General features: G+C 64.2%; 28 protein-coding genes and 2 pseudogenes. 19 read left to right on the forward strand and 11 right to left on the reverse strand.

Annotated elements, in window-relative coordinates; translation table 11 throughout:
* Nucleotides 1-6 precede the first annotated feature (6 nt).
* From EJ066_RS28045 to EJ066_RS28065, 4 genes are all read left to right on the forward strand, one after another.
* Nucleotides 7-1,569: a winged helix-turn-helix domain-containing protein gene (locus EJ066_RS28045; RefSeq protein ID WP_189644384.1), complete on the forward strand. Its 1,563-nt coding sequence runs from the start codon at nt 7-9 to the stop codon at nt 1,567-1,569.
* A 252-nt stretch (nt 1,570-1,821) separates the two neighbouring features.
* Nucleotides 1,822-2,772, forward strand: a complete 951-nt coding sequence (locus tag EJ066_RS28050; RefSeq protein ID WP_126043165.1) for a substrate-binding domain-containing protein — start codon at nt 1,822-1,824, stop codon at nt 2,770-2,772.
* 230 nt (nt 2,773-3,002) lie between these two features.
* Nucleotides 3,003-4,571, forward strand: coding sequence for a sugar ABC transporter ATP-binding protein (locus EJ066_RS28060; RefSeq protein ID WP_126043166.1), 1,569 nt, complete (start codon nt 3,003-3,005; stop codon nt 4,569-4,571).
* The gene (locus EJ066_RS28065; protein ID WP_126043167.1) at nt 4,568-5,584 is read left to right on the forward strand and encodes an ABC transporter permease; all 1,017 of its coding nucleotides are present in this window, start codon (nt 4,568-4,570) and stop codon (nt 5,582-5,584) included. Before EJ066_RS28060 ends, EJ066_RS28065 begins: the two co-directional genes overlap by 4 nt.
* 54 nt (nt 5,585-5,638) lie before the next feature.
* Here EJ066_RS28065 and groL read toward each other — a convergent pair whose 3' ends face one another.
* From groL to EJ066_RS28080, 3 genes are all read right to left on the reverse strand, one after another.
* Nucleotides 5,639-7,270 carry a chaperonin GroEL gene (gene groL / locus EJ066_RS28070; RefSeq protein WP_126043168.1) on the reverse strand — a complete coding sequence of 544 codons (1,632 nt, stop codon included), beginning with the start codon at nt 7,268-7,270 and terminating at the stop codon, nt 5,639-5,641.
* Between the two features lie 59 nt (nt 7,271-7,329).
* Nucleotides 7,330-7,644 (reverse strand): co-chaperone GroES, encoded by a 315-nt coding sequence (locus EJ066_RS28075; protein WP_126043169.1) that lies wholly within the window; start codon nt 7,642-7,644, stop codon nt 7,330-7,332.
* Between the two features lie 341 nt (nt 7,645-7,985).
* On the reverse strand, nt 7,986-8,204 hold the full coding sequence (locus tag EJ066_RS28080) for a hypothetical protein (protein ID WP_189644385.1): 219 nt from the start codon (nt 8,202-8,204) through the stop codon (nt 7,986-7,988).
* Between the two features lie 200 nt (nt 8,205-8,404).
* Between EJ066_RS28080 and EJ066_RS28085 the strand changes: the two genes are divergently transcribed.
* Together EJ066_RS28085 and EJ066_RS28090 are read left to right on the forward strand one after the other, a co-directional pair.
* Nucleotides 8,405-8,869, forward strand: coding sequence for an Hsp20 family protein (locus EJ066_RS28085; RefSeq protein WP_126043171.1), 465 nt, complete (start codon nt 8,405-8,407; stop codon nt 8,867-8,869).
* Nucleotides 8,870-8,927: 58 nt separating this feature from the next.
* Nucleotides 8,928-9,464 carry an Hsp20/alpha crystallin family protein gene (locus EJ066_RS28090; RefSeq protein WP_126043172.1) on the forward strand — a complete coding sequence of 179 codons (537 nt, stop codon included), beginning with the start codon at nt 8,928-8,930 and terminating at the stop codon, nt 9,462-9,464.
* Between the two features lie 110 nt (nt 9,465-9,574).
* Here EJ066_RS28090 and EJ066_RS28095 read toward each other — a convergent pair whose 3' ends face one another.
* From EJ066_RS28095 to EJ066_RS28115, 5 genes are all read right to left on the reverse strand, one after another.
* Entirely contained in the window at nt 9,575-9,979 is a 405-nt protein-coding gene (locus tag EJ066_RS28095) for a periplasmic heavy metal sensor (RefSeq protein ID WP_126043173.1), read from the reverse strand.
* Nucleotides 9,976-10,437 carry a hypothetical protein gene (locus EJ066_RS28100; protein ID WP_126043174.1) on the reverse strand — a complete coding sequence of 154 codons (462 nt, stop codon included), beginning with the start codon at nt 10,435-10,437 and terminating at the stop codon, nt 9,976-9,978. The genes EJ066_RS28095 and EJ066_RS28100 overlap by 4 nt, the downstream gene beginning before the upstream one ends.
* Nucleotides 10,434-11,039 (reverse strand): sigma-70 family RNA polymerase sigma factor, encoded by a 606-nt coding sequence (locus tag EJ066_RS28105; protein WP_126044079.1) that lies wholly within the window; start codon nt 11,037-11,039, stop codon nt 10,434-10,436. The genes EJ066_RS28100 and EJ066_RS28105 overlap by 4 nt, the downstream gene beginning before the upstream one ends.
* 22 nt (nt 11,040-11,061) lie before the next feature.
* The gene (locus EJ066_RS28110) at nt 11,062-11,442 is read right to left on the reverse strand and encodes a hypothetical protein (RefSeq protein ID WP_126043175.1); all 381 of its coding nucleotides are present in this window, start codon (nt 11,440-11,442) and stop codon (nt 11,062-11,064) included.
* Nucleotides 11,443-11,504: 62 nt separating this feature from the next.
* Nucleotides 11,505-11,969, reverse strand: coding sequence for an EF-hand domain-containing protein (locus tag EJ066_RS28115; RefSeq protein WP_245455001.1), 465 nt, complete (start codon nt 11,967-11,969; stop codon nt 11,505-11,507).
* 257 nt (nt 11,970-12,226) lie between these two features.
* On the opposite strand from EJ066_RS28115, the gene EJ066_RS28120 reads away from it, so the two are divergent.
* The 10 genes and pseudogenes from EJ066_RS28120 to EJ066_RS28165 all read left to right on the forward strand — a co-directional run.
* Complete coding sequence (locus EJ066_RS28120) at nt 12,227-12,652, forward strand: EF-hand domain-containing protein (RefSeq protein WP_126043176.1); 426 nt, start codon at nt 12,227-12,229, stop codon at nt 12,650-12,652.
* 30 nt (nt 12,653-12,682) lie between these two features.
* Nucleotides 12,683-13,107: pseudogene (locus EJ066_RS28125) on the forward strand (BA14K family protein).
* Nucleotides 13,108-13,328: 221 nt separating this feature from the next.
* Nucleotides 13,329-13,931, forward strand: a complete 603-nt coding sequence (locus tag EJ066_RS28130) for a CDP-alcohol phosphatidyltransferase family protein (protein ID WP_126043177.1) — start codon at nt 13,329-13,331, stop codon at nt 13,929-13,931.
* A 29-nt stretch (nt 13,932-13,960) separates the two neighbouring features.
* A complete protein-coding gene (locus tag EJ066_RS28135; protein WP_126043178.1) occupies nt 13,961-15,748 on the forward strand; it encodes a bifunctional alpha/beta hydrolase/class I SAM-dependent methyltransferase in 1,788 nt (595 codons plus the stop codon).
* A gap of 2 nt (nt 15,749-15,750) precedes the next feature.
* A complete protein-coding gene (locus tag EJ066_RS28140) occupies nt 15,751-17,118 on the forward strand; it encodes a phosphatase PAP2/dual specificity phosphatase family protein (protein WP_245455002.1) in 1,368 nt (455 codons plus the stop codon).
* Entirely contained in the window at nt 17,115-17,543 is a 429-nt protein-coding gene (locus EJ066_RS28145) for a hypothetical protein (RefSeq protein WP_126043179.1), read from the forward strand. Before EJ066_RS28140 ends, EJ066_RS28145 begins: the two co-directional genes overlap by 4 nt.
* A gap of 8 nt (nt 17,544-17,551) precedes the next feature.
* On the forward strand, nt 17,552-18,301 hold the full coding sequence (locus EJ066_RS28150; protein WP_126043180.1) for a lysophospholipid acyltransferase family protein: 750 nt from the start codon (nt 17,552-17,554) through the stop codon (nt 18,299-18,301).
* 12 nt (nt 18,302-18,313) lie between these two features.
* Complete coding sequence (locus EJ066_RS28155) at nt 18,314-19,243, forward strand: phosphatidate cytidylyltransferase (RefSeq protein ID WP_126044082.1); 930 nt, start codon at nt 18,314-18,316, stop codon at nt 19,241-19,243.
* A gap of 181 nt (nt 19,244-19,424) precedes the next feature.
* On the forward strand, nt 19,425-20,168 hold the full coding sequence (locus tag EJ066_RS28160; protein ID WP_126043181.1) for a hypothetical protein: 744 nt from the start codon (nt 19,425-19,427) through the stop codon (nt 20,166-20,168).
* Between the two features lie 25 nt (nt 20,169-20,193).
* Nucleotides 20,194-20,352 (forward strand): annotated as a pseudogene (locus tag EJ066_RS28165) (phosphatidate cytidylyltransferase); the annotation flags it as partial.
* Between the two features lie 15 nt (nt 20,353-20,367).
* On the opposite strand, the gene EJ066_RS28170 reads toward EJ066_RS28165, so the two are convergent.
* Complete coding sequence (locus EJ066_RS28170; protein WP_189644386.1) at nt 20,368-22,359, reverse strand: AI-2E family transporter; 1,992 nt, start codon at nt 22,357-22,359, stop codon at nt 20,368-20,370.
* Between the two features lie 123 nt (nt 22,360-22,482).
* A complete protein-coding gene (locus EJ066_RS28175; RefSeq protein ID WP_126043182.1) occupies nt 22,483-23,421 on the reverse strand; it encodes a hypothetical protein in 939 nt (312 codons plus the stop codon).
* A gap of 176 nt (nt 23,422-23,597) precedes the next feature.
* Here EJ066_RS28175 and EJ066_RS28180 point away from each other — a divergent pair, with 176 nt between their 5' ends.
* On the forward strand, nt 23,598-23,828 hold the full coding sequence (locus EJ066_RS28180) for a hypothetical protein (protein WP_126043183.1): 231 nt from the start codon (nt 23,598-23,600) through the stop codon (nt 23,826-23,828).
* A 94-nt stretch (nt 23,829-23,922) separates the two neighbouring features.
* Here EJ066_RS28180 and EJ066_RS28185 read toward each other — a convergent pair whose 3' ends face one another.
* Nucleotides 23,923-24,276 carry a cupin domain-containing protein gene (locus tag EJ066_RS28185; protein ID WP_126043184.1) on the reverse strand — a complete coding sequence of 118 codons (354 nt, stop codon included), beginning with the start codon at nt 24,274-24,276 and terminating at the stop codon, nt 23,923-23,925.
* Nucleotides 24,277-24,464: 188 nt separating this feature from the next.
* Here EJ066_RS28185 and EJ066_RS28190 point away from each other — a divergent pair, with 188 nt between their 5' ends.
* Both EJ066_RS28190 and EJ066_RS28195 read left to right on the forward strand, forming a co-directional pair.
* The gene (locus EJ066_RS28190; protein WP_126043185.1) at nt 24,465-24,686 is read left to right on the forward strand and encodes an alkylphosphonate utilization protein; all 222 of its coding nucleotides are present in this window, start codon (nt 24,465-24,467) and stop codon (nt 24,684-24,686) included.
* A 198-nt stretch (nt 24,687-24,884) separates the two neighbouring features.
* Complete coding sequence (locus tag EJ066_RS28195; RefSeq protein ID WP_126043186.1) at nt 24,885-25,247, forward strand: SPW repeat protein; 363 nt, start codon at nt 24,885-24,887, stop codon at nt 25,245-25,247.
* Nucleotides 25,248-25,413 lie beyond the last annotated feature (166 nt).

The following is a 25,413-nucleotide window of genomic DNA, read 5'->3' on the forward strand; positions in this document are numbered from 1 at the left end:
AGGAGCTTGGCACACCAGGTCGGCAGCTCGGTTCTCGATCTCGACCGCGGTACATTGCGGCGTGACGGTGAGATCGTGCCGGTGCGGCCAAAGACCTTCGAACTGCTGGCCTTCCTGGTGCGCAATCCCGGCCGAGTGCTGAGTAAGGACGAGCTGTTCCAGGCTGTCTGGCCCAGCACCATCGTGACAGAGGATTCGCTCACGCAATGCATTCGCGATGTGCGTAAATGCATAGGCGACGAGACGCAGTCGCTGGTGCGCACCGTGCCCCGGCGCGGCTACATGTTCCAGGCTGCCGACGACGACAGCGTGTCCGCTTCGCTGGCGCCGGCCACCGCTGCGGTTCAGATTGAACGAGCGCCCGAGCCGATGGTCGCCATCCTGCCGTTTCGCGTTAGCGTTGATGATGCGACGGCAAAGCCGCTCTTCGACGGTGCGGTCGAGGAGATCATCAACGCGCTTTCCTACTTCAAGACCATCGCGGTGCTGGCGCGCCATTCGGCCTTCGCGCTTGCCGAACATTCCGACCAGGACATCTGGGCGACTGCTGAGCGTCTCGGCGCCGACTATGTCGCGGAAGGCAGCGTCGAGAGCGCTGAGGATGGTTACAGCACGCACGTCGTCCTATCCGAGACGGCGTCCGGCCGGCGCATCTGGGCGCAGGCGTTTTCGTTCAGGACCAGCGATCTCTTCGTCTTTCAAAGGATGGTGGCGCAACGGATCGCGACCGCGCTGGTCGCCAACATTGAGAGCGCGGCGATGCGGCGCATGTCCCCCGCGCCCGCCGCCAACATCGAGGCCTATGTCCATATCTTGCGCGGCATCGCGCTTCTGCGCAGCTATGGCGAAGGCGTCAACCAGCAGGCCCGCGAACATTTGCTAAAGGCGCTCGAACTCGATCCGGATTCAGGGCTCGCTCACGCTTATCTCGCCTTGGCGGACACGATCATAGGCGGCTATGGCGGCGCGCCCCGCGCCCTGCTCGATCAGGCGCGAGACCGGGCCTTGCACGCCACTGCACTCAGCCCGGACGAGGCACGTTGCCACCGCATTCTGGCGTTGATCCTTCTCTACCTGGCCGAATTCGACGCCGCCGCACGCCATTTCGCGCGCGCATTGGATCTGAACCCCTATGATGCCGACACGTTGGCGCAGACGGGCTTTTTCGAGGTGATACGCGGCCATGGCGAGGCCGGCCTGGTGCTGCTGGACCAGGCGATCCAGCTCAATCCGATGCATCCCGCCTGGTATTATTACGACCGGGGTGAGGCCCTGCTTGTCCTTGGTCGCTATCCGGAAGCGGTGGCGTCTTTTTCCTGCCTCCCGCGAAAGAGTGCCTGGCAATGGTCGCGGCTGGCGGCTTGTCACGCGCTTGGCGGCAATATCGACAAGGCAAGGGCCTGCACCAGGGAGGGCCGTCGCCTAAACCCCGGCCTGACCGTGCAGGGAATCATGGCGGACCTTCACATGATGCGCTCGGAAGATCGGGAGCGGATACGGTCCGGTCTCGAGTTGGCCGGATGGGATGAAGCGCAAATGCCGGAAGCGCCATTGCCGACAACACAATGAGCAGCATCGGCGGCGTTGGGCGCATGACGCGACGATGAGTCGGATCCTGCCTGTTCTTGCGCAAACCTCCGGCCTTGGCTAGCATCCGCCCGCCGGCGCCGAGCGGAGGAGAACGTCGCGGTGGACCGGCTGGAGCGCCGTTGCGTCCGCTTGGGCGCTCAAAGGACACTCCATTTTTGAAATGTCGCAAGGAACCTTCCGGAAACCGGAACCGGTTTTCGGGTTCATGCGCATGTGGAGGAGACCAAATTGATGAACAGACGTGAATTCCTGCTGTCGTCCGTGGCGATCGGCACATTGGCTCTGGCCGCTCCGCAACTGGCGGTCGCCCAGGACAAGCTGACCATACTGGGTTCGGTGCCGAGCCTCGGCTTTCCGTTTTTCGTTCACATGCTGAACCAGATCAAGGCGGAGGCGCAGGCGCAAGGCGTCAACCTGACCGAGAGCGACGGCCAGAACTCGGCGCCCAAGCAGACCGCCGATATCGAGGCGGCGCTCGTGCAGAAGGTCGACGCCATCGTCATCTCGCCGCTTGACGTCAACGCGCTGGCGCCGGCCATCGAGCAGGCGGTCCAGGCCGGCATCCCCGTCGTCACCATCGACCGCCGCGTCGACGGCGTCGAAGGCATTCTCGCCCATGTCGGCGCCGACAATGTCAAGGGCGGCGAGGCCGAGGCGCAGGCCATGGTGGCGGCGTTCCCGAACGGTGCCAAGATCTTCCATCTGCAGGGCCAGCCAGGTGCTGGGCCCGCGATCGATCGCAACAAGGGCGTGCACAACGTTCTCGACCCGCTGAAGGACAAATACCAGATCGTCTTCGAGCAGACCGCCAACTTCGCCCGTGCCGAGGCGCTCTCGGTCACCGAAGCGGGACTTGCCGCCAACGGCAAGCCCGATGCGATTATCTGCGCCAATGACGACATGGCGCTTGGCGCGGTTGAAGCCTGCGCGGCGCGCAACTTCACCGACGTCAAGATCTACGGCTTCGATGCGCTTCCCGAAGCGCTGGTCGCCGTGCGCGACGGCAAGCTGGCCGGCACGGTCGAACAGTTCCCCGGCGAGCAGTCGCGCACCGCGGTGCAGATCGCCGTCGCCTATGCGAAGGACAAGACCGAGCCAAAGGAAAAGCTCGTACTGCTGACGCCGATTGTCATCGGTAAGGACAATCTCGACAAGGCTGAAAGGCTTGGCGAGACGAAGTAGGCCAATTGGCAATGCCGGCGGGACAGCACCCCCCTCTGTCCTGCCGGACATCTCCCCCTCAAGGGGGGAGATTGGCAGTTTCGGCGGTCTCGCCCCCTTTACAATGCTGGAGATTGGCGAAAGCCGAAGTGACATCCAATCTCCCCCTTGAGGGGAGATGTCCGGCAGGACAGAGGGGGGCGCTCAAGCGCAAACGTCGAGGGTGTAAATTTGTATCAAGGGAGCAACCTTTGCCCGCAGCCGAAGCCGTAGCATCGCCCGTCCTCCTCGCTGTCGAGGGCGTGACCAAGCGCTTTGCCGGCGTGACTGCGCTGAGCGACGTCTCGCTCGAGGTTCGGCCCGGCGAAATCCTCGGCCTGCTCGGCGAAAACGGCGCCGGCAAGTCGACGCTGCTCAAGATCCTGTCCGGCGTGATGCCCCCCTCCGGCGGCCGCATCGTCTTCGACGGCGCCGAATTCAACCCGCACAATCCGCAGGATGCCAAGCGCCTCGGCATCGTCACCATCTACCAGGAACTGAGCCTGATCCCGACGCTGACGGTGGCGGAGAACATCTTCATCGGCCGCGCGCCGCTCGGGTCCCTCGGGCTGGTCAGCTGGCGGAAGATGGAGCACGACTCACGCGCCATCATCGCTCGCGTCGGGCTGGACCTCGATCCGGCGACGCCGGTGTCGGCATTGTCGGTAGCCGAGCAGCAGCTCGTCGAGATCGCCCGCGCGCTGTCGCTGGAGAGCCGTCTGATCATCATGGACGAGCCGACCTCGGCGCTGACCGAATCCGAAGTGCAAAGACTGATGTCGATCATGGACCGGCTGCGCAAGGACGGCGTCGCCATCATGTTCGTCACCCACAGGCTGGAAGAGGCCTCTGCCATCTGCGACCGGATGACGGTGCTGCGCGACGGCAGGCTGGCCGGCCATCTCGACCGCGAGGGCGGGCCAATCAAGCTGCCCAGGATCATCGAGAAGATGGTCGGCCGCGCGGCGTCCGAGCTTTACGCCAGGCCGACGCAGCGCGACGTCGCCGGCGACGTCAGGCTCTGCGTGCGCGGCCTGCGCACGGTGCGCGATCCGCAGGCGCCGCACGCCATCGTGCTCGAAGGCGTCGATCTCGACCTCAAGGCAGGCGAGATCCTCGGCGTCGCCGGCCTCGTCGGCTCCGGCCGCACCGAGCTCGCCCGCGCCATCTTCGGCGCCGACCGCATTGCCGCCGGCACCATCACGCTCGACGGCAAGCCGATCGCGCCGGAAACACCCGCCGATGCCATCCGACTCGGCATCGGGCTGGTGCCGGAAGACCGCAAGCATCAGGCGATCTTCGCCGCGCTCGGCATCCTCACCAACTTTTCCATCGCCGCACTCGGCCGCTACGCCAACGCCGCCGGCTTCATGGCCGAGCGGCGCGAACGCGAGGCGCTGGCAAGCTACAGGAAGACGCTGTCGATCCGCATGGCTTCGCCCGAGCAGCCCATAGAGGGGCTGTCCGGCGGCAACCAGCAGAAGGTCATCCTCGCCCGCTGGCTGGCACGTGACCCCAAGGTGCTGATTGTGGATGAACCGACGCGCGGCGTCGATGTCGGCGCCAAGGCCGAGGTCCACCAGATCCTGGTGCAGCTGGCGGCGCGCGGCATCGCCATCATGATGATCTCTTCGGAACTGCCGGAGGTGCTTGCCGTGTCGGACAGGATCGTCACCATGCGACGCGGACGCATCACCGGCGAGATGCCCGGCATCGAAGCGACGGAGGAAAAACTGATGGAACTGATGGCGCTCGACCAACGGCAGGAAGCGACCCCATGAGCAGCACGACCGAACAGGCCCAGCGCGGCGGCATCAATGTGGCGCGGCTGTTGATGAGCTTCGGTCCGCTGATGTTCCTGGCGGTGCTGATCGTCGTCTTCACCGTGCTGAAGCCGAGCTTCATCGACCCCATCAACATCTTCAACATCATGCGGCAGATCTCGATCACCGGGCTGATCGCGCTCGGCATGACCTTCGTCATCCTCACCGCCGGCATCGACCTGTCGGTCGGCTCGCTGCTGGCCTTCTGCGGCATGGTCGCGGCGGTGGTCGCCAAGGGCGGCACCGCCAACACGCTGTCGCTGTCGACGTCAGGCACGCAAGGCTATGGCTGGTTCGTCGCCCTTCTGGCAGCGGTCGCGATCGGCGCCGTGGCCGGCGGTGTCCAGGGTTTTGCCATCACCAGGCTGAAGGTGCCGCCCTTCGTCGTCACGCTCGGCGGCCTCACCGTGTTTCGCGGCCTGACGCTGACGATCTCCAATGGCGGCCCGATCTCCGGCTTCGACGCCTCGATGCGCTGGTTCGGCACCGGGCTGATCGGCCCGGTCCCGGTGCCGGCGATCATCTTCGCGGCGGCGGCGATCCTCTGCCACATCGTCTTGCGCTACACGCGCTACGGCCGCGCGGTCTACGCCGTCGGCGGCAATGCCGAAGCGGCGCGGCTGTCCGGCCTGCGCGTCGACCGCATCCTGATCTCGGTCTATGTCATCGTCGGCTTTTTCGCCGGGCTTGCCGCCTTCGTGCTGTCGGCCAGGCTCAATTCCTCGGAAGCCGTCGCCGGCATCGGCTACGAACTCACGGTGATTTCGGCCGTCGTCATCGGCGGCACCTCGCTGTTCGGCGGCATCGGCAGCGTCGGCGGCACGGTGGTGGGCGCGGCACTGATCGGCGTTCTGCAGAACGGGCTGCAATTCAACAACGTGTCGTCCTACACCCAAAGCATCGTCATCGGCCTGATCCTCATCCTCGCCGTGGCGTTCGACCGCTGGCTGAAGGCAAGGGTGAGAAGGTGAAGCTGCCAATCTCCCCCTCGTGGGGAGATCGGCCATCACCACTGCTTTCGCGCCTTAGTAATCCATGCCGCCACCGCCGGGCATTGCCTGTGCGGCCGCTTCCTTCTTCGGCTTCTCGGCCACCATCGCCTCGGTGGTGACGAGCAGGCCGGCAACGGAGGCAGCGTCCTGCAGAGCGGTGCGCACGACCTTAGCCGGATCGATCACGCCCTGGCGATAGAGGTCGCCAAATTCGTAGGTCTGGGCATTCCAGCCATAGCCGAAATCGGTCTTCTCACGCAGCTTGCCGACGATGATCGAACCTTCCGCGCCGGCGTTCTCGGCGATCTGGCGCACCGGAGCTTCGACAGCGCGGCGCACGATCTCGACGCCGGTCCTCTGGTCGGGGTTGTCGACGGCGACGTTGTCGAGCGCCTTCGCCGCCCTGAGCAGCGCCACGCCGCCGCCGGGCAGGATACCCTCCTCGACCGCCGCGCGTGTGGCGTGCATGGCGTCGTCGACGCGATCCTTGCGCTCCCTGACCTCGACCTCGGTCGAGCCGCCGACGCGGATGACGGCGACGCCGCCGGCGAGCTTGGCCAACCGCTCCTGCAGCTTCTCGCGGTCGTAGTCGGAGGTGGTCTCCTCGATCTGCGCCTTGATCTGGGCGATGCGCCCCTGGATCTCGTCCTTGCGGCCGGCGCCGTCGACGATGGTGGTGTTCTCCTTCTCGACCACCACCTTCTTGGTACGGCCGAGCATCTCCAACGTGACGTTTTCGAGCTTGATGCCGAGATCCTCCGAGATCGCCGTACCGCCGGTCAGGATGGCGATGTCCTCGAGCATCGCCTTGCGGCGATCGCCGAAGCCCGGCGCCTTGACGGCTGCAACCTTCAGGCCGCCGCGCAGCTTATTGACCACGAGCGTCGCCAGCGCTTCGCCTTCGACGTCCTCGGCGATGATCAGCAGCGGCTTGGAAGACTGGACAACCGTCTCCAGCACGGGAAGCAGCGCCTGCAGGTTGGACAGCTTCTTCTCGTGGATCAACACATAGGGCTCTTCGAGCTCGACGCGCATCTTGTCCTGGTTGGTGATGAAATAGGGCGAGAGGTAGCCGCGGTCGAACTGCATGCCCTCGACCACCTCCAGCTCAGTCACGGCGGTCTTGGCCTCCTCGACGGTGATGACGCCCTCATTGCCGACCTTTTCCATCGCCTCGGCAAGGAAGCGGCCGATCTCGGCATCGCCATTGGCCGAGATGGCGCCGACCTGGGCGATCTCGTCGTTCCTGGTCACCTTGCGGGCATTGGATTTGAGGTCGGCGACGACGGCGTCGACCGCCTTGTCGATGCCGCGCTTCAGGTCCATCGGGTTCATGCCGGCGGCAACCGCCTTGGCCCCTTCCTGGACGATGGCCTGCGCCAGAATGGTCGCGGTCGTGGTGCCGTCGCCAGCAATGTCGCTGGTCTTCGAAGCCACCTCGCGCACCATCTGCGCGCCCATGTTCTCGAATTTGTCCTCGAGCTCGATCTCCTTTGCCACCGTGACGCCGTCCTTGGTGATGCGCGGGGCACCGAACGACTTGTCGATGACGACGTTGCGGCCCTTGGGACCGAGGGTCACCTTCACAGCATTGGCGAGGATATCGACGCCGCGCAGCATCTTCTCGCGGGCTTCGGTATGGAATTTCACCTCCTTGGCGGCCATTGGATAACTCCTTCAAATAGGCAGCTTTTCGTTGACTGATTGCTTGTCCAGGTCTCCGCTCAGGCGGCCTTCTGCATCTTGCCGGTGGCTTCGATCACACCCAGCACGTCGCTCTCCCTGATGATGAGCAGCTCCTCGCCATCGAGTTTGATCTCGGTGCCCGACCATTTGCCGAACAGGACACGGTCGCCGACCTTGACGTCCAGCGGCTGCAACTGGCCGCTGTCGCCGCGCGCGCCGGGGCCGGCGGCGATCACCTCGCCTTCCTGCGGCTTCTCCTTGGCAGTGTCGGGAATGATGATGCCGCCGGCGGTCTTCTCATCGACCTCGATGCGGCGGACCAGGATACGGTCATGCAACGGACGGAACGGCATGTTGTTCTCCTCTTGGACAAACAGGTTTCCGAAAGCCCTCAAGGCCGGACCGGCAATATCGGCCCGGCGCCGGTGCCCGACCCTTACTCAGGCATCACGCGCGTATACGAACTAGTTTTGCCGTTTGACGTTTCAAGAGGATCGGGTTCGAAACCCGGGCGCAATCTTCCAAAATCACGTTGACTCCCAACGCTACCCCGGCGGCCGCAACGCATGATGAAGCCGAAGCGTTTTTGCGCACGGTGTCTATCGCGTCGGCGCCGGTGGACGAGATGGTTCGCTGCCTGCGCTTCAAAACCTCCCTAGCCCAAACCCTATCCCCGCCCAGACGCGACGGCCGGCTACATCTCGTCGTCCGGCGGCTCGAGAAGCCCGATCAGCGTCGCCACCCTTGCCGATGGCAGAGGGCGGCCCTCGTTGACCAGCGCCTCATCGGCGCCGACCCAGGCAAAGGCCTCGCGCAACTCTTCGATCGTCGCGCCGGTCGAGACGACGTCGGCGATAACCGCATCGTCCACCGGGCCCAGCACCGAAATGACGTCGTCGCGTGTCATGGTCATCATGTCCTCCATGCGGCGTGCCCCTCAAATGATGGTTGAAACCGGCAAAAAATCTGCCTGCGGGACAGAATCTGGGTCTTGATTTCGGGCTGACAATGACCAAATCGAAATTGCCGGTTGCCGAATGGGGCCGGTAGAATCCAGGGAGCGCCAGCTCTTTGGCGTTCCTCGTACTATGTTGCTCAATAGAGGATGTAGCTATGAGAACCGCATTCGACTTTTCCCCGCTCTATCGGTCGAGCATCGGTTTCGACCGCGTCTCCAACCTGCTGGAAAACGCGCCGCAGGCGGTCGACGGCTGGCCGGCTTATGACATCGAGCGAAGCGGCGAGAACACCAATCGCGTGACGGTCGCCGTCGCCGGCTTTTCCGAAGACGACCTCGACAGCAGCCACGAGCCGAACCTTCTCATCGTCTCGGGCGAGCGCAAGCAACAGGATAAGGTGGAATATCTGCATCGAGGTCTTCCGGTGCGACCGTTCACGCGGCGCTCCGAGCCTGCCGATCACATGACGGTCACCAGCGGCTCGCTTGAAAACGGCCTGCTGACGATCGACCTCTTGCGCGAAGTGCCCGAGGAGGTGAAGCCGCGTCGCATCACCATCGCCAGGAAAAACGGCGCGCCGAAGGCCGGGCAGGTCGAGAAGCCGAAGCAGGCCGCCTGAGCGAAGGCGAACTCTGGCGCCGCCTTTGGCATTAACCAGTCGAGAAAGGAGAACATCAATGGCTATTCGTGATCTCATCCCCTGGAGTCGGGAGAACAGTCCGACTCCAAGCTTTTACCGTGACGATGACCGGGATCCGTTCATGGCGTTGCATCGCGAGATGAACCGCCTGATCGAAGACGCGTTCCGTGGTTTCGAAACGCGCATGCCGTCGCTCAGCGGATTTTCGTCGCCGCGCGCCAGCTGGCCGAGCGTTGAGATTTCCGACGGCGAGAAGGAGATCCGCGTGACCGCCGAAATCCCCGGCATGGACGAGAAGGACGTCGAGGTGCTGCTCGACGACGGCGTGCTGACCCTGCGCGGCGAAAAGCGCTCCGAGACCGAGGACAAGGGCAGGCACTTCTCCGAGCGGTTCTATGGCCGCTTCGAGCGCCGCATCCCGCTCGGCTACGAGGTCGAGGAGGACAAGGTAAGCGCCGCCTTCCACAACGGCGTGCTCACAGTGACGCTACCCAAGACACAGCGTGCGCAGGCGAAGGCCAGGCGCATCGCCATCAGCGGCAGTGCCGCCAGTCCCGGCAAGAGCAAGCACTGACAACGCTGGCAGCCGGGCGCGAAGAAAGTCGCGCCCGGCCGCGCTGGACACCCTTGGGCCGGATACACATGGGGCCGGACACCCTTTGGAAAGGACAAGCCCTGCCAGCATCAACTTCCGGCAGCGGGTTTGGCCTTGATGGTCTTCAGGGCCGTCAGGAGGTAGTCCTGCATCGTCGCTTGAAGGTTTGTCGTGGCGGTTCGCACCGCAGCCATCGCGTCCTTCACCGCCGCTTCGTCGAAGGGCGAGGCGTTCTGCGCTGCCGCCAGATTGGCCCGCGCCATGCGCAGCTCGCTCAGTGCCGCCAAGGTCCGCGGACGGTTTGCGCGACGGATGCTGCGGAACTCCTTCCTCACCTCGGGCGAATAAGCGCCGGCGATCTCGGTCATCAGCACGCGTCCCGGCCCGCCTTGCCGCAGGCCGTGAGCAGCATAACCGAGCAGGAAGAAGTTGCCGGCGAGCGAAAGGCCGAGCAGCACCAGCGTCGCCGTCCAGATCCAGGAGCGCTTCGTCAAAGCGAATCCTCCCCTGCCGCCGGATCGGCTGCAATGCCGTCGCCAGAAAGACCATCGTCAGACAGCCGCGCGCCGGAAGCCAGTGCCAGAAGCTCCGAATCCGGCAGGTCGTCCTGCAGCCGCGCCACCTGGTAGCCTGCCAGCGTCGCAGCCACCAGAAAGGCGGCGGTGCAAGCCGCCAACCCCGCCGGCGCAAGGAGGAACCCTGGCAGGAATGACGGCCGCGCCCGGCCGGAGTCGATACGGGCCAGCACCTTGCGCGCCAGCGCTTGCTCGTCGCTGTCCATCAGGGCCGCTTCGAGCACGAGGCGATCGAGCACACGATCCGGATCATCTTGAGGCGATCGGTCCGTTGCGCCCGCCTTAAAGGCCAGCGCTTGCTGCCGGAAGGGAGCCGGCCAGGCGTCGACATCGTCGCCGAAGCGGCGCTTGTTGCGTTCGAACTCGTCCCGTGTCATGAGGACTTCCTTTCACGGCCGTCGGCCGCTGTTGCCAGATGATCCCGTAAATGGTCCCTGAGCGCCCGCCTTCCGCGGACAAGCAACTGCTCCGCCGAGCCGGCGCTGCCGCCCATCACCTCGGCGATGGCCGCGATACCGAGATCGCCGACAGCCCGCAGCAGCACGGCCATGCGCTGACGCTCCGGCAGGCGGGACAGGCCGTCGCGGACGATCGCAAGCTCCTGCCGCGCGGCGGTCGTCGCTTCGGCATCGGCCTCCTGCGAGGCAACCTCATCATGGACGTCGTCGAGACCGATGAAGGTCCGAAGCGCCCGGCGTCGGCGCTGGTCGATGCAGCGATTGGCGGTGATCCTGTACAGCCAGGTCGAGGCACGCCCCCTGGCCGGGTCGAACCGGGCGGCATGTTTCCAGATAGTCACGAACACCTCCTGCACCACATCCTCGGCGTCGCCGGCACTGCCGAGATAGCGCGCCGCAAAAATCCGCAAGCCCCGGCCATGGCGGGCGATGAGCTCAGACAGGGCGCCCTGGTTGCCCGCCGCCACCCGTGCCAGCAGTTCGTCGTCACGGGGCTCCTCATGCTGCACGGCGGCGGGCACCAACTGGCCAGGCTCCTGAACGTCAACGGCGCCAGCGGCGGAACCCGAAAGCCGTGTTCCCGTCCGGGCCGGTGAAGCTGCCGGCCGAGCGGCCACGGAACGGCCCACGCGCCGACACCCGCTTGCCGGAGAAGGACTGCCCGTCCGGCCCGGTGCCAGAGTAGCTTCTGGCGCAGCGGTCAACAACGCCCGCCACGCATTTGGAGCTCGATGTATAGGTGCCGCCATTAGGACCGGTGCGCGTGGTCGAGCCGGTATGGACGTTGCCCTCCCGACTGACAGTGCGGCTGATCTCGCCGCCATGCGCCGTCGGCCGTTGCCATTCGGCGGCCGCCGGCACGGCAGTCGACGCCACAAGCATCGCGCCGAGGCAAAACAGGTGAATCTTCGCTGAAGGAAGCATGTCGTACTCCTTGGTTTTATTGAAGAAACGGATTCTTCTGAGCAGGGAATGTGATCGGATCGTCAGCCGGCGCGATCGGCGAAGAACTTGCGCATGGCGGCGATCTCATCCGCCGACAGCGTTCCGTCGCCATTGCGGTCGGCGAGGTCGAACAGCGGCATGCGGTTGCGGAACTCGTCCTGCGAGACCTTGCCGTCGCCATTCCCGTCCATGCGCCGCCAGCGGGTGCCAAGCCTGGCTTGCGCGGCGTCGGCGCGGTCCATGATGGCGTCGCGGGCGCCTTCGATCTCCTTTTCGTCGATGGCGCCATCGCCGTTGCGATCGAGCTTCGTGAACATACGCTCGCGGGCCGCAAGCATCTCGTCCTTTGAAATCGCGCCGTCGCCATTGATGTCGACCCGCTGGAGCATGCGCTTGCCCGGCATGTCCGTCCCCGAAATGTCCTTGCCCGAAATGTCCTGGGCCTGCGCGGCGGAAAGCGGTGCAAGCGCCAGAAGCAGGGCCGCGATGAATGCTGAACGTTTCACGATGATAATCCTTTCACTGTCATTGGCCGCTGTCGTTGGTTTTGGCGGCGATTGCTGACCGATACGCAGGAAGGACCCTGCCCCTACGCTCGCCGGCAAAAAAACTTCGCGCCATCCGCCCGGCGGGGCCGAAGCCGCCACCCGGGGCGTCGTGCAAAAAAATCACCGCGTGCCGCGTAGGAGCAGGCAGGGCTGCGCGTAAAAGGCCCTGCAAGGACGGTCCGCGGCGGCCCGTCCGATCGAAAGTGGAGACCAGCATGAACAAGATCGCCATGGCCTGCGCGGGCCTGTTGCTTGGCGCAAGTGGCGCCTGGGCGGCAAACGGGTCCGGAGCAAGGGAGCTCTTCCAGCGCATCGACACCAACCGGGACCGGATGCTGCAGTTCGGCGAGATCCAGGCGGCGCGGGCGCAGATGTTCGACCGGATGGACGCCAACCGCAACGGCCTGCTCGATCCGAACGAGGTGCGCACCGCTGTGGCACAGGTCAAGGCCAAACGCGGCTTCCAGAGCGCGCAGGTCGCGGGCCTTGAGGCGCAGGCAAGCCGCATGGACCGCAACGGCGACGGCAAAATTTCGCGTGACGAGTTTGCTGGCTTCATTCCCGACCGCCTGCTGCAGGCGGACAGGAACGGCGACCGCGCGCTTTCGCTCTCCGAACTGCGGACGCTCAGGCGTCAGTGACCGGCAGCCTTTCAATACCAGAGGACAGATATGATGAGACAGACAATCACAGCGTTTTGGGGACTGATGCTCGGCGCTTCGGTGCTCGCTTCACCTGCCCATGCCTTGCCGGCAGTGCCCGCCTCGGGCCTGACATCAGCCACCATTGCACCCGAGCCTATCCGCCACCGGCGCGGCTTCTATGTCGTCGGCGGCGCCTACTATTACAATGGCCACCGGGGCTATGTGCACGTGCGCCCGGGCTATCGCTACTACAATGGTTACTGGTTCCCCGCCGCCGCCTTTGCCGCGGGGGTGCCGCGGCAACCGTCGCTCCGCCACCGCGACCTGCCGCCCGGCTCGCCGCCGCGCATGCCCGCTGGTGCTACGGCCGCTATGTCTCGTACCGCGCCTGGGACAACAGCTACCAGCCCTATAACGGCCCTCGCCAGCAGTGCTGGTCGCCCTATAGCTGAGACGGGCGGGAGGAACGTCAGTCAGCGCGAGCGCCTGACCTTGGCGGTCGCAGTAGACAACCCGTCCCGGTCGGCCCCTTCCCCGTCGGCCGTAACGACTGCGGCCGGGTTGAGATCGACCAGCGCGCGAGCCACCTCAACCGCTCTCCGCCCTTGCGTCTTGCGCGCCAATTGACCATCTTCACCGACATTGGTTTGCACCGCGGCCGGGGGGTTCGCACATGCCAACGCTTTATGCGCTGAAGCCAGCCTTTCAAGCGAAGCTGCGGCCGCTGGCCGATCGGCTGGCCATGGCCGGCGTCACCGCCAACCAGATCACGCTGCTGGCCGCAGCCCTGTCGATCGCCACCGGCAGTCTGGTCGCGGCCCTTGCCGGCCATCGCGCGGTCTTCCTGCTGATGCCGGTGGTGCTGTTCGCGCGCATGGCGCTGAACGCCATCGACGGCATGCTGGCGCGGGAGCACGGGCAAGCCTCAAAACTCGGCATGTATCTCAACGAACTCTGCGACGTCGTCTCGGATCTGGCGCTGATCCTGGCCTTTGCCGTCGTCTTTCCAGCCTGGGGCGTCGTGGCTTTCGCCATCGCGGCGATCATCGTGGAATTCGCCGGCGTGCTCGGCATCGCGGCGGGCACGGGGCGCAACTATGCCGGGCCGTTCGGCAAGAGCGACCGGGCGCTGGCGCTCGGCATAATCGCCGTGCTCGTCGCCTGCGGCCTGTGGGTCGAGGCCGTCGTGCCTTTTGTGTTTCCGGCCATGGCTACATTCTCGCTGGTGACCGCCATCAACCGGATACGCAGCGGCCTTAACCGGAGCGGGGACTGAAATTCCGGTCGATCCGTCAGGGGAACAACATGCTTCACGAACAGACGATTGCCGCCGCCGCCGTGGCAAGTCTCAAGCGGGTGGCGCAGGAACGCAGCTTCAAGAGCCATGACGGCACCGAGATCTTCTACCGCTACTGGCCTGCGCTATTGGAAAGCCGCAAGGGCGCGGTCCTGCTGTTCCATCGCGGCCACGAGCATGGCGGCCGCATGGCGCATCTGGTCGACGAACTCGATATGCCCGATCAAGCCTTCTACGCCTGGGACGCGCGCGGCAACGGCCGCTCGGCCGGCGAGCGCGGCTACGCGCCATCCTTTGCCGCGCTGGTGCGCGACATCGATTGTTTCGTGCGCGAGATCGGCAGAGACGGGTTCGGCCAGCGCGACATCGCGCTGATCGCGCAATCCTTCGGGGCCGTGCTCGCCGCCGCCTGGGTGCATGATTATGCGCCGCGGATTCGCGCTTTGGTACTGGCCTCGCCGGCCTTCTCAGTCAAGCTCTACGTGCCGTTTGCCAAGCAAGGCATTGCGCTGTGGCAGAAGATCAAGGGCCGCTTCTTCGTCAATTCCTACGTCAAGGCCAAGTTCCTGACGCACGACCCCGAGCGCATCGCCTCCTTCGAGGCCGATCCGCTGATCGCGCGGCCGATCGCCTCCAACATCCTGGTCGAGCTCTACGACCACGCCGCGCGCATCGTCTCGGATGCGCGCGCCATCACCGTGCCAACGCAAGTGCTGATCTCGGGCAGCGACTGGGTGGTGCGGCATGAACCGCAGCACGAGTTCTTCGTCAATCTCGCCAGCCCCGCCAAGGAACGGCATGTGCTGCCCGGCTTCTTCCACGACACGCTGGGCGAACGCGACCGCAGCCAGGCGCTCGACCTGATCCGGCCGTTCCTCGAAAGACAGTTCACGGCGGCGGAGAAGCCGGTCGACCTGACCAGGGCCGACCGCGCCGGCTACACCCGCGACGAGGCCGACCGGCTGGCGTCGCCGCTCGCTTTGCTGTCACCGAAGGGCCTCTACTGGGCCATGAGCCGCGCCTCGATCCGCATGGGCACTTGGCTGTCGTCAGGCATGAAGACGGGGGTTGCCACCGGCTTCGATTCCGGCTCGACGCTCGATTATGTCTATGAGAACGAGGCGCGGGGCACCGGTCCGCTTGGTCGCATGATCGACCGCATCTTTCTCGACGCCATCGGCTGGCGCGGCATCCGCCAGCGCAAGCTCAATCTGGAAGAGCTGATCGGCAGCGCTACTGGGACGCTGAAGTCCGCCGGCCGGCCGGTGCATATCGTCGATATCGCCGCCGGCCACGGCCGCTACGTGCTCGACGCCGTCGCCAAATGCACTGAGCCGCCGGCCAGCGTGCGGCTGCAGGATTTCTCCGAGCTCAACGTTTCTCGCGGCCGCAAGCTGATCGCCGAGCGGCACCTGCCGACCAGCGTCTCGTTCCATCAGGCCGACGCTTTCGACGCCAAAATGCTTGCCGGGCTGAAGCCGGCGCCGGACCTCGCCATCGCCTCCGGGCTTTATGAATTGTTTGCCGACAACGCCATGATCGCCCGCTCGCTTGGCGGACTGGCCAAGGCGATGCAACCCGGCGGCCTGCTCATCTACACCAACCAGCCCTGGCATCCGCAGCTGGAGATGATCGCGCGCAGCCTGACCTCGCATCGCGGCGGCCAGGCCTGGGTGATGCGCCGGCGCACGCAAGGCGAGATGGACCAGCTGGTGACAGCGGCCGGCTTTGAGAAGTTCGACCAGCGCATCGACCAATGGGGCATCTTCACCGTTTCGGTTGCGCGGCGCGTCTGAGCATGGTCTCGCCTGTCCTCGGCCCTGCCGCTGCCGCTCCTTCCCGTGGGCCTTCTCATCACGGGACTGCCCCTGCCCGCGCGCGCTATGCCGGCGTGGTGCTACGGGCGGCGTTGTGGCTGGCGTTTCTGGCACCGTTCTTCTATTCGACCTACGGCTTCGCCAACTGGCTGGCGTCGCGGCAAGACGATGTCGGCAGCATCGTCTTCGCCTGGGAGCGCGGCATCCCGTTCATCGCCTGGACGATCGTGCCCTACTGGTCGATCAATCTGTTCTATGGCCTGTCGCTGCTGCTGAACGATACGAAGAGCGGCGTCGACCGCCTCGCCGGCCGTTATCTCACGGCGCAGATCATCGCCGTCAGCTGCTTCATCCTGTTCCCGCTGACGGTGACCTTCACCCAGCCGCAAACATCAGGCCTGCCGGGCTTCATGTTCGCGGTGCTCGGCGGCTTCGACAAGCCATTCAACCAGGCGCCGTCGCTGCACATCGCGCTGCTGGTTATCATCTGGGATCATTGGCGCTATCGCCTCAAAGGCATGGCCGGCATCGTCTGGCATGCCTGGTGTTTCCTGATCGGCGCCTCGGTGCTGACGACATGGCAGCACCATGCCGTCGATATCCCGACCGGTGCGCTGCTCGGCTTCTTCGCCCTGTGGCTGTTCCCGCGCGACGGCGAATTGCCGTTCGCCGGCTTCCGGTTCACCGCCGATGCCAGGGCGCGGCGGCTGGCGCTGTTCTACGCGCTGGGCGCCGCACTGGCGCTGACCGGCGCCGTTGCCGGCGCCTTTGTCTCGGCGCTGTGGCTCATCCTTCTGTGGCCGGCGCTGGCTTTGACCATCGTCGCCTTCGCCTATGCCGGGGCCGGAGCCAAGGTGTTCCAGAAAGCGGCCGACGGCAGCGTCTCGCTTGCCGGCCGCATCCTTCTTTGGCCGTACCGGCTTGGCGTGAAAGTCAACATATGGACATGGACGCGCAAGCTGCCGGCGCAGATCGCCGTTGCCGACGGCGTCTTCCTCGGCCGCTTTCCGACGGCCGCCGAGGCCGAAGCTTTCGGCACGGTGATCGACCTTGCCGGCGAATTGGAGCGGCCGCGCGGCGTCGCAAGAAGCTGGACCAGCCTTGCCATGCTCGATCTCTTGCCGCCGCCTCGGGACAAGCTTGCCGAGGCGGCGGCGATGATCGAGGACGCGCGTGCCCAAGGCACCGTGCTGGTCTGCTGCGCGCTCGGCTTCCAGCGCAGCGCCGGCGTCGTCGCCGAATGGCTGGTTGCCAGCGGCCGCTCGCCGACGCCGGCGCAGGCGCACAAGCGGCTCGCGGCATCGGGCCGGCCGGTGCATCTTGCGATCGCGGCGGACGAGCCTGCATGAGTGCCCATCGGGACAAGGCCGAAACATTCGCCGCCGGCCTGATGACGCAGGCGGTGTGGCCGCTGCTGCTGGTGCTGGCCGTCCTGGCGGCTGCACCAGTCATTGCCGTGGCGGCGCAGCCACAGGCGACGACGCTTGCGGCGGCGGCCTGGCTGGTCGCGGTAGCAAGCGGCGTGATCACCATCGCTCTCTCGGCTTTGCTTGTGTTCGACGCGCTGCTGTTCTGGCTGATGGCGAGCCACATCAGCGAGGCCGCTGGCGGCGCCTCGGTCGACGACGTGCTGGCGCGCATGCGCGTCAAACCGGCCACTGCCGGCATTCGCTCGCTCGACCGGCGCATCGCGGGCACGCAGCGACTGCTGATGAAACAGCGCATCGCGCTCGGCCTGTTTGTGGCGGCATCCGCCGTCGCCTTGTCTTTCTGAGCTGGACAATGAGCAAGCTTGGCACCCGCAGCTTCACCCTGCTGCAGACCGTCACCTCGGTCGGCCTGTCGGCGCTGGCCTGGGCGGTGACCGGCGTGCGGCCGATCTGGAGCGGCAGCCAGCCGTCGGACCGGCAGCGCATCTACTTCGCCAACCATGCCAGCCACGGCGACTTCATCCTGTTGTCGGCCTGCCTCGACGAGAAGGAGCGCGCCCGCACCCATGCCGTCGCCGCCGCCGACTATTGGGGGAAATCGCGGCTGCGCCGTTTCATCGCGCAAGACATGCTGTCCTCCGTGCTCATCCACCGGCAGTGGACCGACGAGGCGCAGAATCCGATCGTGATCATGCTGTCGGTTCTCGACAAAGGTCATTCGCTGATCATCTTTCCCGAAGGCACGCGCAACATGACCGACGCGCCGCTGCTGCCGTTCCGCTCCGGCCTCTACAACCTGTCGATGGCGCGGCCCGATGTCGAACTCATCCCGTGCTGGATCGAGAACATGTCGCGCGTGTTGCCCAAGGGTCAGTTCGTGCCGGTGCCGCTGCTCTGCCGCGTCGTCTTCGGCGCGCCGATCGCCCTTGCGCCGGGTGAGGAACGACGCGCCTTTCTCGACCGCGCCCGCCAGACGCTACTTGCGCTCAACCCCCGCCCGCAAACGCATGATGCGGAAAAGTCGAACCCGGTTTTCCGGAAAACACTATGCGATCACACCACCCGATCCGATATCCGGCACGATGCTCCAGGAGACGACTAGAACACCATGCCAATGCGCGAAATCCTCATTCTGGTTGTCGGCCTCACTGCGGTGCTGATAACGGCAAGCCTGGGCGCCGGCATTCTGTCGTGGCGCGCGCCGAAGCCGCTCTCCTCGACGCTGATCAACCTCAACCAGCGCGTCAACGCCTGGTGGGTGATGGTCCTGGCGATCACCGTCGCCTTCTTCTTCGGCCGCTCGGGCATGACCATCCTTTTCGCGCTGATCTCGTTTGCCGCCTTGCGCGAGTTCGTGACGCTGACGCACAGCCGCCGCAGCGACCATTGGGTGCTGCTCGGCATGTTCGGCATCATCATCCCGTTCCAGTACTGGCTGGTGTGGACCGCATGGTACGGCCTCTTCACCATTTTCATTCCAGTCTACTGCTTCCTGCTGATGCCGGCGATCACCGCGCTTCACGGCGACACCGAGCGCTTTCTCGAGCGCGTCTCGGCGCAGCAATGGGCGGTCATGATCTCGGTCTATTGCGTCAGTCACGTGCCGGCGCTGCTGACGCTCGACGTGCCCGGCTTCGAGGGCCGCAATTTGTTGCTAGTCGCGTTCCTGATCATCACCGTTCAAGGCAGCGACGTGCTGCAATACATCTTCGGCAAGCTGTTCGGCAGGCACCTGATGTCGCCCAAGGTTTCGCCGTCGAAAACCTGGGAGGGACTGGTCGGCGGGCTGGTGACGTCGAGCCTGCTTGGCGCGCTGCTGTCATTCCTGACGCCGTTTTCGCCGCTTCAGGCGGCGGCCGTCGCCTTCATCGCCTGCCTGATGGGATTTCTCGGCGGGCTGGTCGCCTCCGCCATCAAGCGCGACCAGGGGGTGAAGGACTGGGGCCATCTGATCGACGGCCATGGCGGCATGATGGACCGCGCCGACAGCCTGGTCTTCGCCGCCCCGGTGTTCTTTCACACCGTGCGCTATTTCTGGACGTGATGAGGGGCGGCCCAGATGCAAGCGAGTCCATGACACGGCCGATCGCATTCGGCACCTAACTAAACGCCACTTAGTCATTAATGCGTCGACCTAATGTAGCAATCTGACTGGCCGCTTCGTTCTAAGGTCTGTTAAACCTCCTCCAGCCAGAGAGCTCTGGGCCTTTCCTTGGCGGGTAGGGATGATGACCTATAAGGCGTTCCAGATATGGTTATACGTGTCGCTTTCGGTGATGCTATCGAGCAATCGAGCTTGGCCAACTGAAAAAGAAGTCGTTCATGCGAAGGCCACTAAAGACGCAGCCGTTAACTATTTGCGGTCGCTGCCGCATGATAGGAAAATCTATGTTTGGCCGTCATGGCGTCGACCTTACGAAGTTGTAGCTGATCGTCTGAACATAGGCAGTTCGATCGAGCGATATAAAGCTCTCAGAGGCGATCTGAATGGTCTTTTCCCGGCTTTTGCCACGGCCCAAATTTCCATAATCGCCGCCGACGGCGCGAACTGGCAAAAGGATATAGCGATGGCCTTAACCAGTTCCCACCTGCTGCCATGGTACAAAGATTTCGTTGCAAAGGCGGAGGTCAGTTCAAACGGATGTACAGCGTATAAGTTTACAAGCAGAGACACTTGGGCATCCGTAGGTGTCATTTTAGTAAATACGCTCAACTTCCGAGACAAGGACACCGAAGTGCTTGATGGATGCGTCCATGCCGCACTTGATTATTTGCAAGGGTTTCCAACAAGAGATAGATACTTCGACTACGTGACGCTTCCTGACGCGACAATTCGGGGCCTAGTGATTGAAGCGACCTATGAATGTGCTGCTGAAGGGGACGAAACCGCCGAACTAAGAGAAAGAACTAGGGACGGTTTGACGCCCCTTCCTTCGCTAGAATGCATCGTGGCGAAGGTGGCTGAATAAGGTCAGGCCACCACGGCGGCGCAACTTTCTCGGCGGGCTGGTCGCCTCCGCCATCAAGCGCGACCAGGGAGTGAAGGACTGGGGCCATCTGATCGACGGCCATGGCGGCATGATGGACCGCGCCGACAGCCTGGTCTTCGCCGCCCCGGTGTTCTTTCACACCGTGCGCTATTTCTGGACGTGAGAACGAATTGCGGTCTCAGCCTGCGGCGGCAAGCGGCGCTTTCTTGGCAGGGCGCGGCCGGCGGCGCATGCGGCGCTTGGCGGCGACCTTCAGGGCGACCGGCGGATCGCTCGACAACGCGCCCAGAACGGCATCGGCCATGCCATACGCTACAAAATCGGCGTTGATGTCATTGGCCAATTTGACGGCTGTCTCTTTGCCGTCGTGGTCCTCCGACCAGAACACGATGCCTACCCGCAGCGCCGGCTTGGCGCGCTTCAGCCGACGAACCAGAAAACGGGCGTGTTTGACGGAGTCCCGGTTCAGGAATCCGGTCACCACGGTGTCGACGGCGCCGAGGTCGAGCCGGCGAATGTTCGCCGGTTCCATGTCGGCAAAGCTCGCCTTCGAGACCGTCGCCCCCTGGACTTCGAGCACCTGCGCCAGCATGGCGGCGGCGGCATCATCAAGTTCCCCGCGGCCGCCGGCACAAAGCACCGACATATCCGTGCCATCCGGCAGTTCGGTGTCGTCCTCGCCCTCCCCTTGAGCCTGCTTTTCCTTGTCCGCTGTGGCAGGCTCGGCCGCAGCCGGATCATCATCCTCTTGCGCTTCCTCCTGTGCGCTGTCGTCGAGGTTCGCCACCAGCGTCTGCGCACTGGCCGCCACCTGCCGTCTCTGCTCATCGCCCATGACACCGCGCACGCGATCCTGTTCACCGAGCAGAAGTGCGGGAATGGCGACCTTGTCATAGAATTCGAAGAGATATTTTTCCTCCAGGATCTCCTCGGCGTGATCTGTGGCTTCCTCCGGATCGCCGGCCAGCAGCCGTTGGTAGAGCCGAGCGTGGGGTTCGAGCACGGGTTCGTTGCCGAACAGAACGTCGAGGAATTCGAATTGCGGCACGTGCCTGCCGAGCACGACGAGACAGACAGTGAGCGGCGTCGACAGAACCAGGCCCAGCGGGCCCCAAAGCCAGGTCCAGAAGATGGCCGCAACGATGATGGCCAATGGTGAAAGCCCCGTTCGTGAACCGTAAAGCCACGGTTCAACGACGTTGCCGGTTATCATTTCCATGGCCACGAACAGCCCGGCGGTCCACAGCACGAGCGACCAGCCGGGAGCTACGGCAAGCGCCAGGAACAGAGGCAGCAGCGCACCAATGATGGGGCCGATATAAGGAACAAAGCGCAGCGCCAGCGCCAGCAATCCCCACAGCAGTGCATTGGGTATGCCCAGAACCCAAAGCCCGAACGCAATCGGCACGGCATAGACGATGTTCACCACCAATTGCATGAGCAGATATCGGCCGACCCGCTTGCCGGCGTCCTGGAGCGCCTCGGTGGTTCGATGAAGATCGCCATAGCCGACGAGGCGTATGAAACGATCGCGCAGGTCCTCACGCTCGAGCAGCATGAATATGACGACGATGATGATCAGGCCGGCCGATGCCAGCGGGCTGATCAGCGGGCCGATCAGGTTCTGGAGAACCTGGATCGGCCTTTCGCGCGCGATGATCTCGACAGGCACTGGTTCGCGCCGCGGCTGATCCGCGGCGGGCTGTGAGGTTTCCTGCCTGTCGAGTTCCTGGCCAACGCGTTCGATCACCCCGCTCAGCCTGGCAATGATGCCGCCGCCGACACCGCTTTCCTTGAGGGACCTGACCTTGGTCAGGATATTTGACTGGTAAAGCGGAATGTTCTGCGCCAGTTCGCCGACCTGCGTGGCGACAATGAAGGAGAACAGCGCAAGGACCGTGAAGGCGCCCATCACACTGGCGATGACCGCCGGAAGGCGGGGAATGCCGACCCGCTTGAGTGCCGAAACCATGGGCGCAAGCGCAAAGGTGAGCAGCAGAGCGATTGCGATCGGCAGGAAAACCTCGCGCCCGAAATACAAGGCCGCAACCGCCGTCACGACAGTCGCAACGGTAGGCAGTGACATGCGCGGGAGGGTCCTGGCAGCCGAAACAATGCCCACCAGCCCAGGCCCCGACGGGTGCATGCCGTTTCGACGATTGGCCGCCACTTGATGCCTCCACCCTGCCAAGACCATGATCAGGCATATTTAGCTGGTACGCAACTTCCACACCTTCGTGCCAGCGCTCCACAAGGTCACCCTCTTCCGAACGGCGGCTCACGGTTGCTGTGGTCAGATCTGGCTGGGATGGCCCAGCCAATGACGGTCGAACACGTCGAGAATGGCCCGGAATTCAGCGGGCGGGATCTGGCTGGCGCCGCCGTCCTTGCTGTCTCCGGCGAGGAATTGCGCCAGCTGCCGGTCGACCGCTTCCGGCTGTTCGATGGTTAGGCCGAGCGAGGCCAGGTCCTCAGCGATCGACCCGTCGGGCGGCAGATATCCGCCCCACGTCTGCGGCGCCGGATCGCGCAAGCGGATGATCAGGATCCTGGTCAGCGATGGTTGCGGCTCCGGGCCGATGATGGCGCCGCCGCACATGTAGCCGCCAAGCACGCTCCCCGGCCGCGACTGCGGGAACAGACAGAGGAAGAAATGGGCATCGCCGCCGGTTTCCTTCAGAAGCGCATAGAGGCCGCGTTTTGCCGGCGTCACTGGCCCGCCGACCAGCAGTTGCCCGGTCGGCAACACCTCGCGATAGGCCGCAGTCAGGCCATGCGCACCCGGCCCGGCCTCTATCGACAGGCTGCCCCTGATCAGTTGGCCGCGATAATAGGACGACAAGGCGCGCGAATAGCATGCATAGGTTCCGGCCAGGGCCAATCCAAGGCTTCGGCCCTCATGCCGGGAGGTCGTCTCGGGATGCGCGCCGGCGCGGCGTTCCAGTTCCGCCCTGTCGATGCCGTGCCGGGCGCAGACCGCCGCCGTGAAGCCTGGCAGGTCGCTCTCGGCGATCCATGCGCCGGGCTGCTCCAGCTTAAGAAGCTTCGACCAATCGTCGTAGACGCTGAGCTCGCGTGGCTGTGCGCGGCCCTGCAGCCATTTGTCGGCACGGCCGAGATCGAACCCCGTCTTCGGGTTGACGCTCCGGAACGCCGCCGCCAAATCCTTGCGGGTGACGGTTCCCAGCAGGGCCGCAGTCAGCCGTAACTTCTGCGCGATATGCTGTGCCATCCCTCTGCCCCAAAGCCCACAGCAAGGCATAGCACACGCCGGCATTTGCTTCTATTGTACTTTTCCACAAGCTAATATTCCAGGAATTCCGCAGAATTCCACGCTGTTCCACACAGCAGCCGCGTTCGACCCGGCGACCAGTGTTAACCTTACGTTAACCATGGAGGGGCACCGTCATGAAACTCGCGCTGTCTGCACTTCTCGCCGTCCTCGCACTGTCGCAAACCGTCGAGGCTAAAACGAAAGTCGTTGCCACCGATGCGAAAGCGGCCAAAGCAGAGAAAAGCCGGCCGGTACTCGACGATAAGTCCACCGGCGGGATTAATGCGTCGTCTGGTGCGATGGCGGCGCCGGCCGACAAGAATGTGTCCAGTCCGTACCCGCCAGCAATCTATTTCAACTTCTAGAGTCTCGTCCATCCCTAATGGATGGGACTCTATCCTTTCGACCGCACCACGCTTGCGGTCAGGCCGTGATGGGACTGCTCAGTTCGCTTCCGGCTCAGCCGATCCTGACGACGAAATGCTTCGTCACCGGCTCGATGATCTTCCACGTTCCCTTGAAATCGGCTTCGACCACGAAGGCATCGCCCGGACCAACTTCGACAGGCGCGCCGCCATCGGGCGTGATGATGATGCGGCCTGATATCATGTGCACGAATTCATAGTCGCTGTAGGTTGCATGGTAGGTGCCGGGGGTGGCCTGCCAGGTTCCCGATATGACCTTGCTGTCCGCGGTGGTGTGCTGGACGGCGGTCTTCATGGTCGGATTGCCCTCGACAACGACCCAACCCGCGAGATCGCCCGCCTCGGCGTTTTCGACCGCGCCGAATTTAAGGATGGTCTTCTCTGTCATGGTCGGGCTCCGTTTGAACTGTGTCGGCATTGGCAGCCGGCCTATAGCCGAAGCACCTGACATGAGCAACGCGGGTGCCCAGCCAGCTTCACAAGGAGGCGATGGCGCAATTTGGGACGTGCCGGCCCGCTTGACCTTGCCGCCATCCACCGGATAGTCCGGTGTCCAACTCCAATGAAAGATCCGACATGACAGACGCGATCGTAAGAGACAGCAACGGCACCCAGCTGAACGAGGGCGATTCCGTGACCCTGATCAAGGATTTGAAGGTCAAGGGCACGTCGGAGACGATCAAGCGCGGCACGCTGGTGAAGAACATTCGCCTCACGGGCAATCCCGGCGAGATCGAGTGCAACACCAAACAGGTGAAGGGCCTGGTGCTGAAAACCGAGTTCCTGAAAAAGGCGTGACCGCCTGAGGGGACGGATGCCTGCGTCTTCTCGCCGCCCCAGCCCAGCGCTGCCATTGGTCCTGCGCAGAACCGACGCCGCGCCCCGGCGTCGGGGCGGGTCTCTTGAAGGCCATTGAAACGCAACTATATCAATAAGTAAGCGTGCGGTGCACGCGAAACGTAGTGCTTTGGTCAAGCTTCTTCTATGGAGGTTGTCATGGCAATTAAAATGATGGAAGGGAAGAAGGGCCAGGATTGGATCAATCTTGTCCTTGCGATCTGCCTGTTCATCTCACCCTGGATCATCGGCTTCGCTGCTGAAGCCAATCCTGCGTGGAACGCCTGGATTGCCGGCATCGTGCTCGGCGCCCTGGCTCTCGCCACGCTTTCGGCATTCGCCGAATGGGAAGAGTGGGTGAACCTTGTTGTCGGGCTCTGGCTGATCGTTTCGCCCTGGCTGCTCGGCTTCGCGGCGAACGTCAACGCGATGGGGACCCACGTGGTCCTCGGCGTGCTGGTGGTCGCGGCATCGGCCTGGGCAGTCTGGGACTACCGTCATCATCCGCCAGCGCATGCGTGATCGGTGACAATTTAGGGGAGGAGCCCGGCGCGCGAGCGGCAGGCTCCTCTAAAGTCTGAGATCGGTGCGCAGGCCCGCTAGCCGGGCCAGTCATTCCCTCTGCCAAAAATCCGCCGCCGCATGGGGTTCAGATGCCTGCGCGGGCGCGGCGCTTGTCGATGTAAAC

The sequence above is a fragment of the Mesorhizobium sp. M9A.F.Ca.ET.002.03.1.2 genome (assembly GCF_003952365.1).
GTDB lineage: Bacteria > Pseudomonadota > Alphaproteobacteria > Rhizobiales > Rhizobiaceae > Mesorhizobium.

Bases quoted from the DNA above. Each gene is read 5' to 3' on its own strand.
- EJ066_RS28100 (WP_126043174.1), bottom strand. From the start codon at position 10,437: ATGACACGGGACGAGTTCGAACGCAACAAGCGCCGCTTCGGCGACGAT.
- EJ066_RS28185 (WP_126043184.1), bottom strand. From the start codon at position 24,276: ATGACAGAGAAGACCATCCTTAAATTCGGCGCGGTCGAAAACGCCGAG.
- EJ066_RS28065 (WP_126043167.1), top strand. From the start codon at position 4,568: ATGAGCAGCACGACCGAACAGGCCCAGCGCGGCGGCATCAATGTGGCG.
- EJ066_RS28090 (WP_126043172.1), top strand. From the start codon at position 8,928: ATGGCTATTCGTGATCTCATCCCCTGGAGTCGGGAGAACAGTCCGACT.
- EJ066_RS28085 (WP_126043171.1), top strand. From the start codon at position 8,405: ATGAGAACCGCATTCGACTTTTCCCCGCTCTATCGGTCGAGCATCGGT.
- EJ066_RS28145 (WP_126043179.1), top strand. From the start codon at position 17,115: ATGAGTGCCCATCGGGACAAGGCCGAAACATTCGCCGCCGGCCTGATG.
- EJ066_RS28180 (WP_126043183.1), top strand. From the start codon at position 23,598: ATGAAACTCGCGCTGTCTGCACTTCTCGCCGTCCTCGCACTGTCGCAA.
- EJ066_RS28110 (WP_126043175.1), bottom strand. From the start codon at position 11,442: ATGCTTCCTTCAGCGAAGATTCACCTGTTTTGCCTCGGCGCGATGCTT.
- EJ066_RS28150 (WP_126043180.1), top strand. From the start codon at position 17,552: ATGAGCAAGCTTGGCACCCGCAGCTTCACCCTGCTGCAGACCGTCACC.
- EJ066_RS28160 (WP_126043181.1), top strand. From the start codon at position 19,425: ATGATGACCTATAAGGCGTTCCAGATATGGTTATACGTGTCGCTTTCG.
- EJ066_RS28140 (WP_245455002.1), top strand. From the start codon at position 15,751: ATGGTCTCGCCTGTCCTCGGCCCTGCCGCTGCCGCTCCTTCCCGTGGG.
- EJ066_RS28195 (WP_126043186.1), top strand. From the start codon at position 24,885: ATGGCAATTAAAATGATGGAAGGGAAGAAGGGCCAGGATTGGATCAAT.
- EJ066_RS28130 (WP_126043177.1), top strand. From the start codon at position 13,329: ATGCCAACGCTTTATGCGCTGAAGCCAGCCTTTCAAGCGAAGCTGCGG.
- EJ066_RS28075 (WP_126043169.1), bottom strand. From the start codon at position 7,644: ATGCCGTTCCGTCCGTTGCATGACCGTATCCTGGTCCGCCGCATCGAG.
- EJ066_RS28050 (WP_126043165.1), top strand. From the start codon at position 1,822: ATGAACAGACGTGAATTCCTGCTGTCGTCCGTGGCGATCGGCACATTG.
- groL (WP_126043168.1), bottom strand. From the start codon at position 7,270: ATGGCCGCCAAGGAGGTGAAATTCCATACCGAAGCCCGCGAGAAGATG.
- EJ066_RS28190 (WP_126043185.1), top strand. From the start codon at position 24,465: ATGACAGACGCGATCGTAAGAGACAGCAACGGCACCCAGCTGAACGAG.
- EJ066_RS28120 (WP_126043176.1), top strand. From the start codon at position 12,227: ATGAACAAGATCGCCATGGCCTGCGCGGGCCTGTTGCTTGGCGCAAGT.
- EJ066_RS28135 (WP_126043178.1), top strand. From the start codon at position 13,961: ATGCTTCACGAACAGACGATTGCCGCCGCCGCCGTGGCAAGTCTCAAG.
- EJ066_RS28080 (WP_189644385.1), bottom strand. From the start codon at position 8,204: ATGACCATGACACGCGACGACGTCATTTCGGTGCTGGGCCCGGTGGAC.
- EJ066_RS28175 (WP_126043182.1), bottom strand. From the start codon at position 23,421: ATGGCACAGCATATCGCGCAGAAGTTACGGCTGACTGCGGCCCTGCTG.
- EJ066_RS28155 (WP_126044082.1), top strand. From the start codon at position 18,314: ATGCGCGAAATCCTCATTCTGGTTGTCGGCCTCACTGCGGTGCTGATA.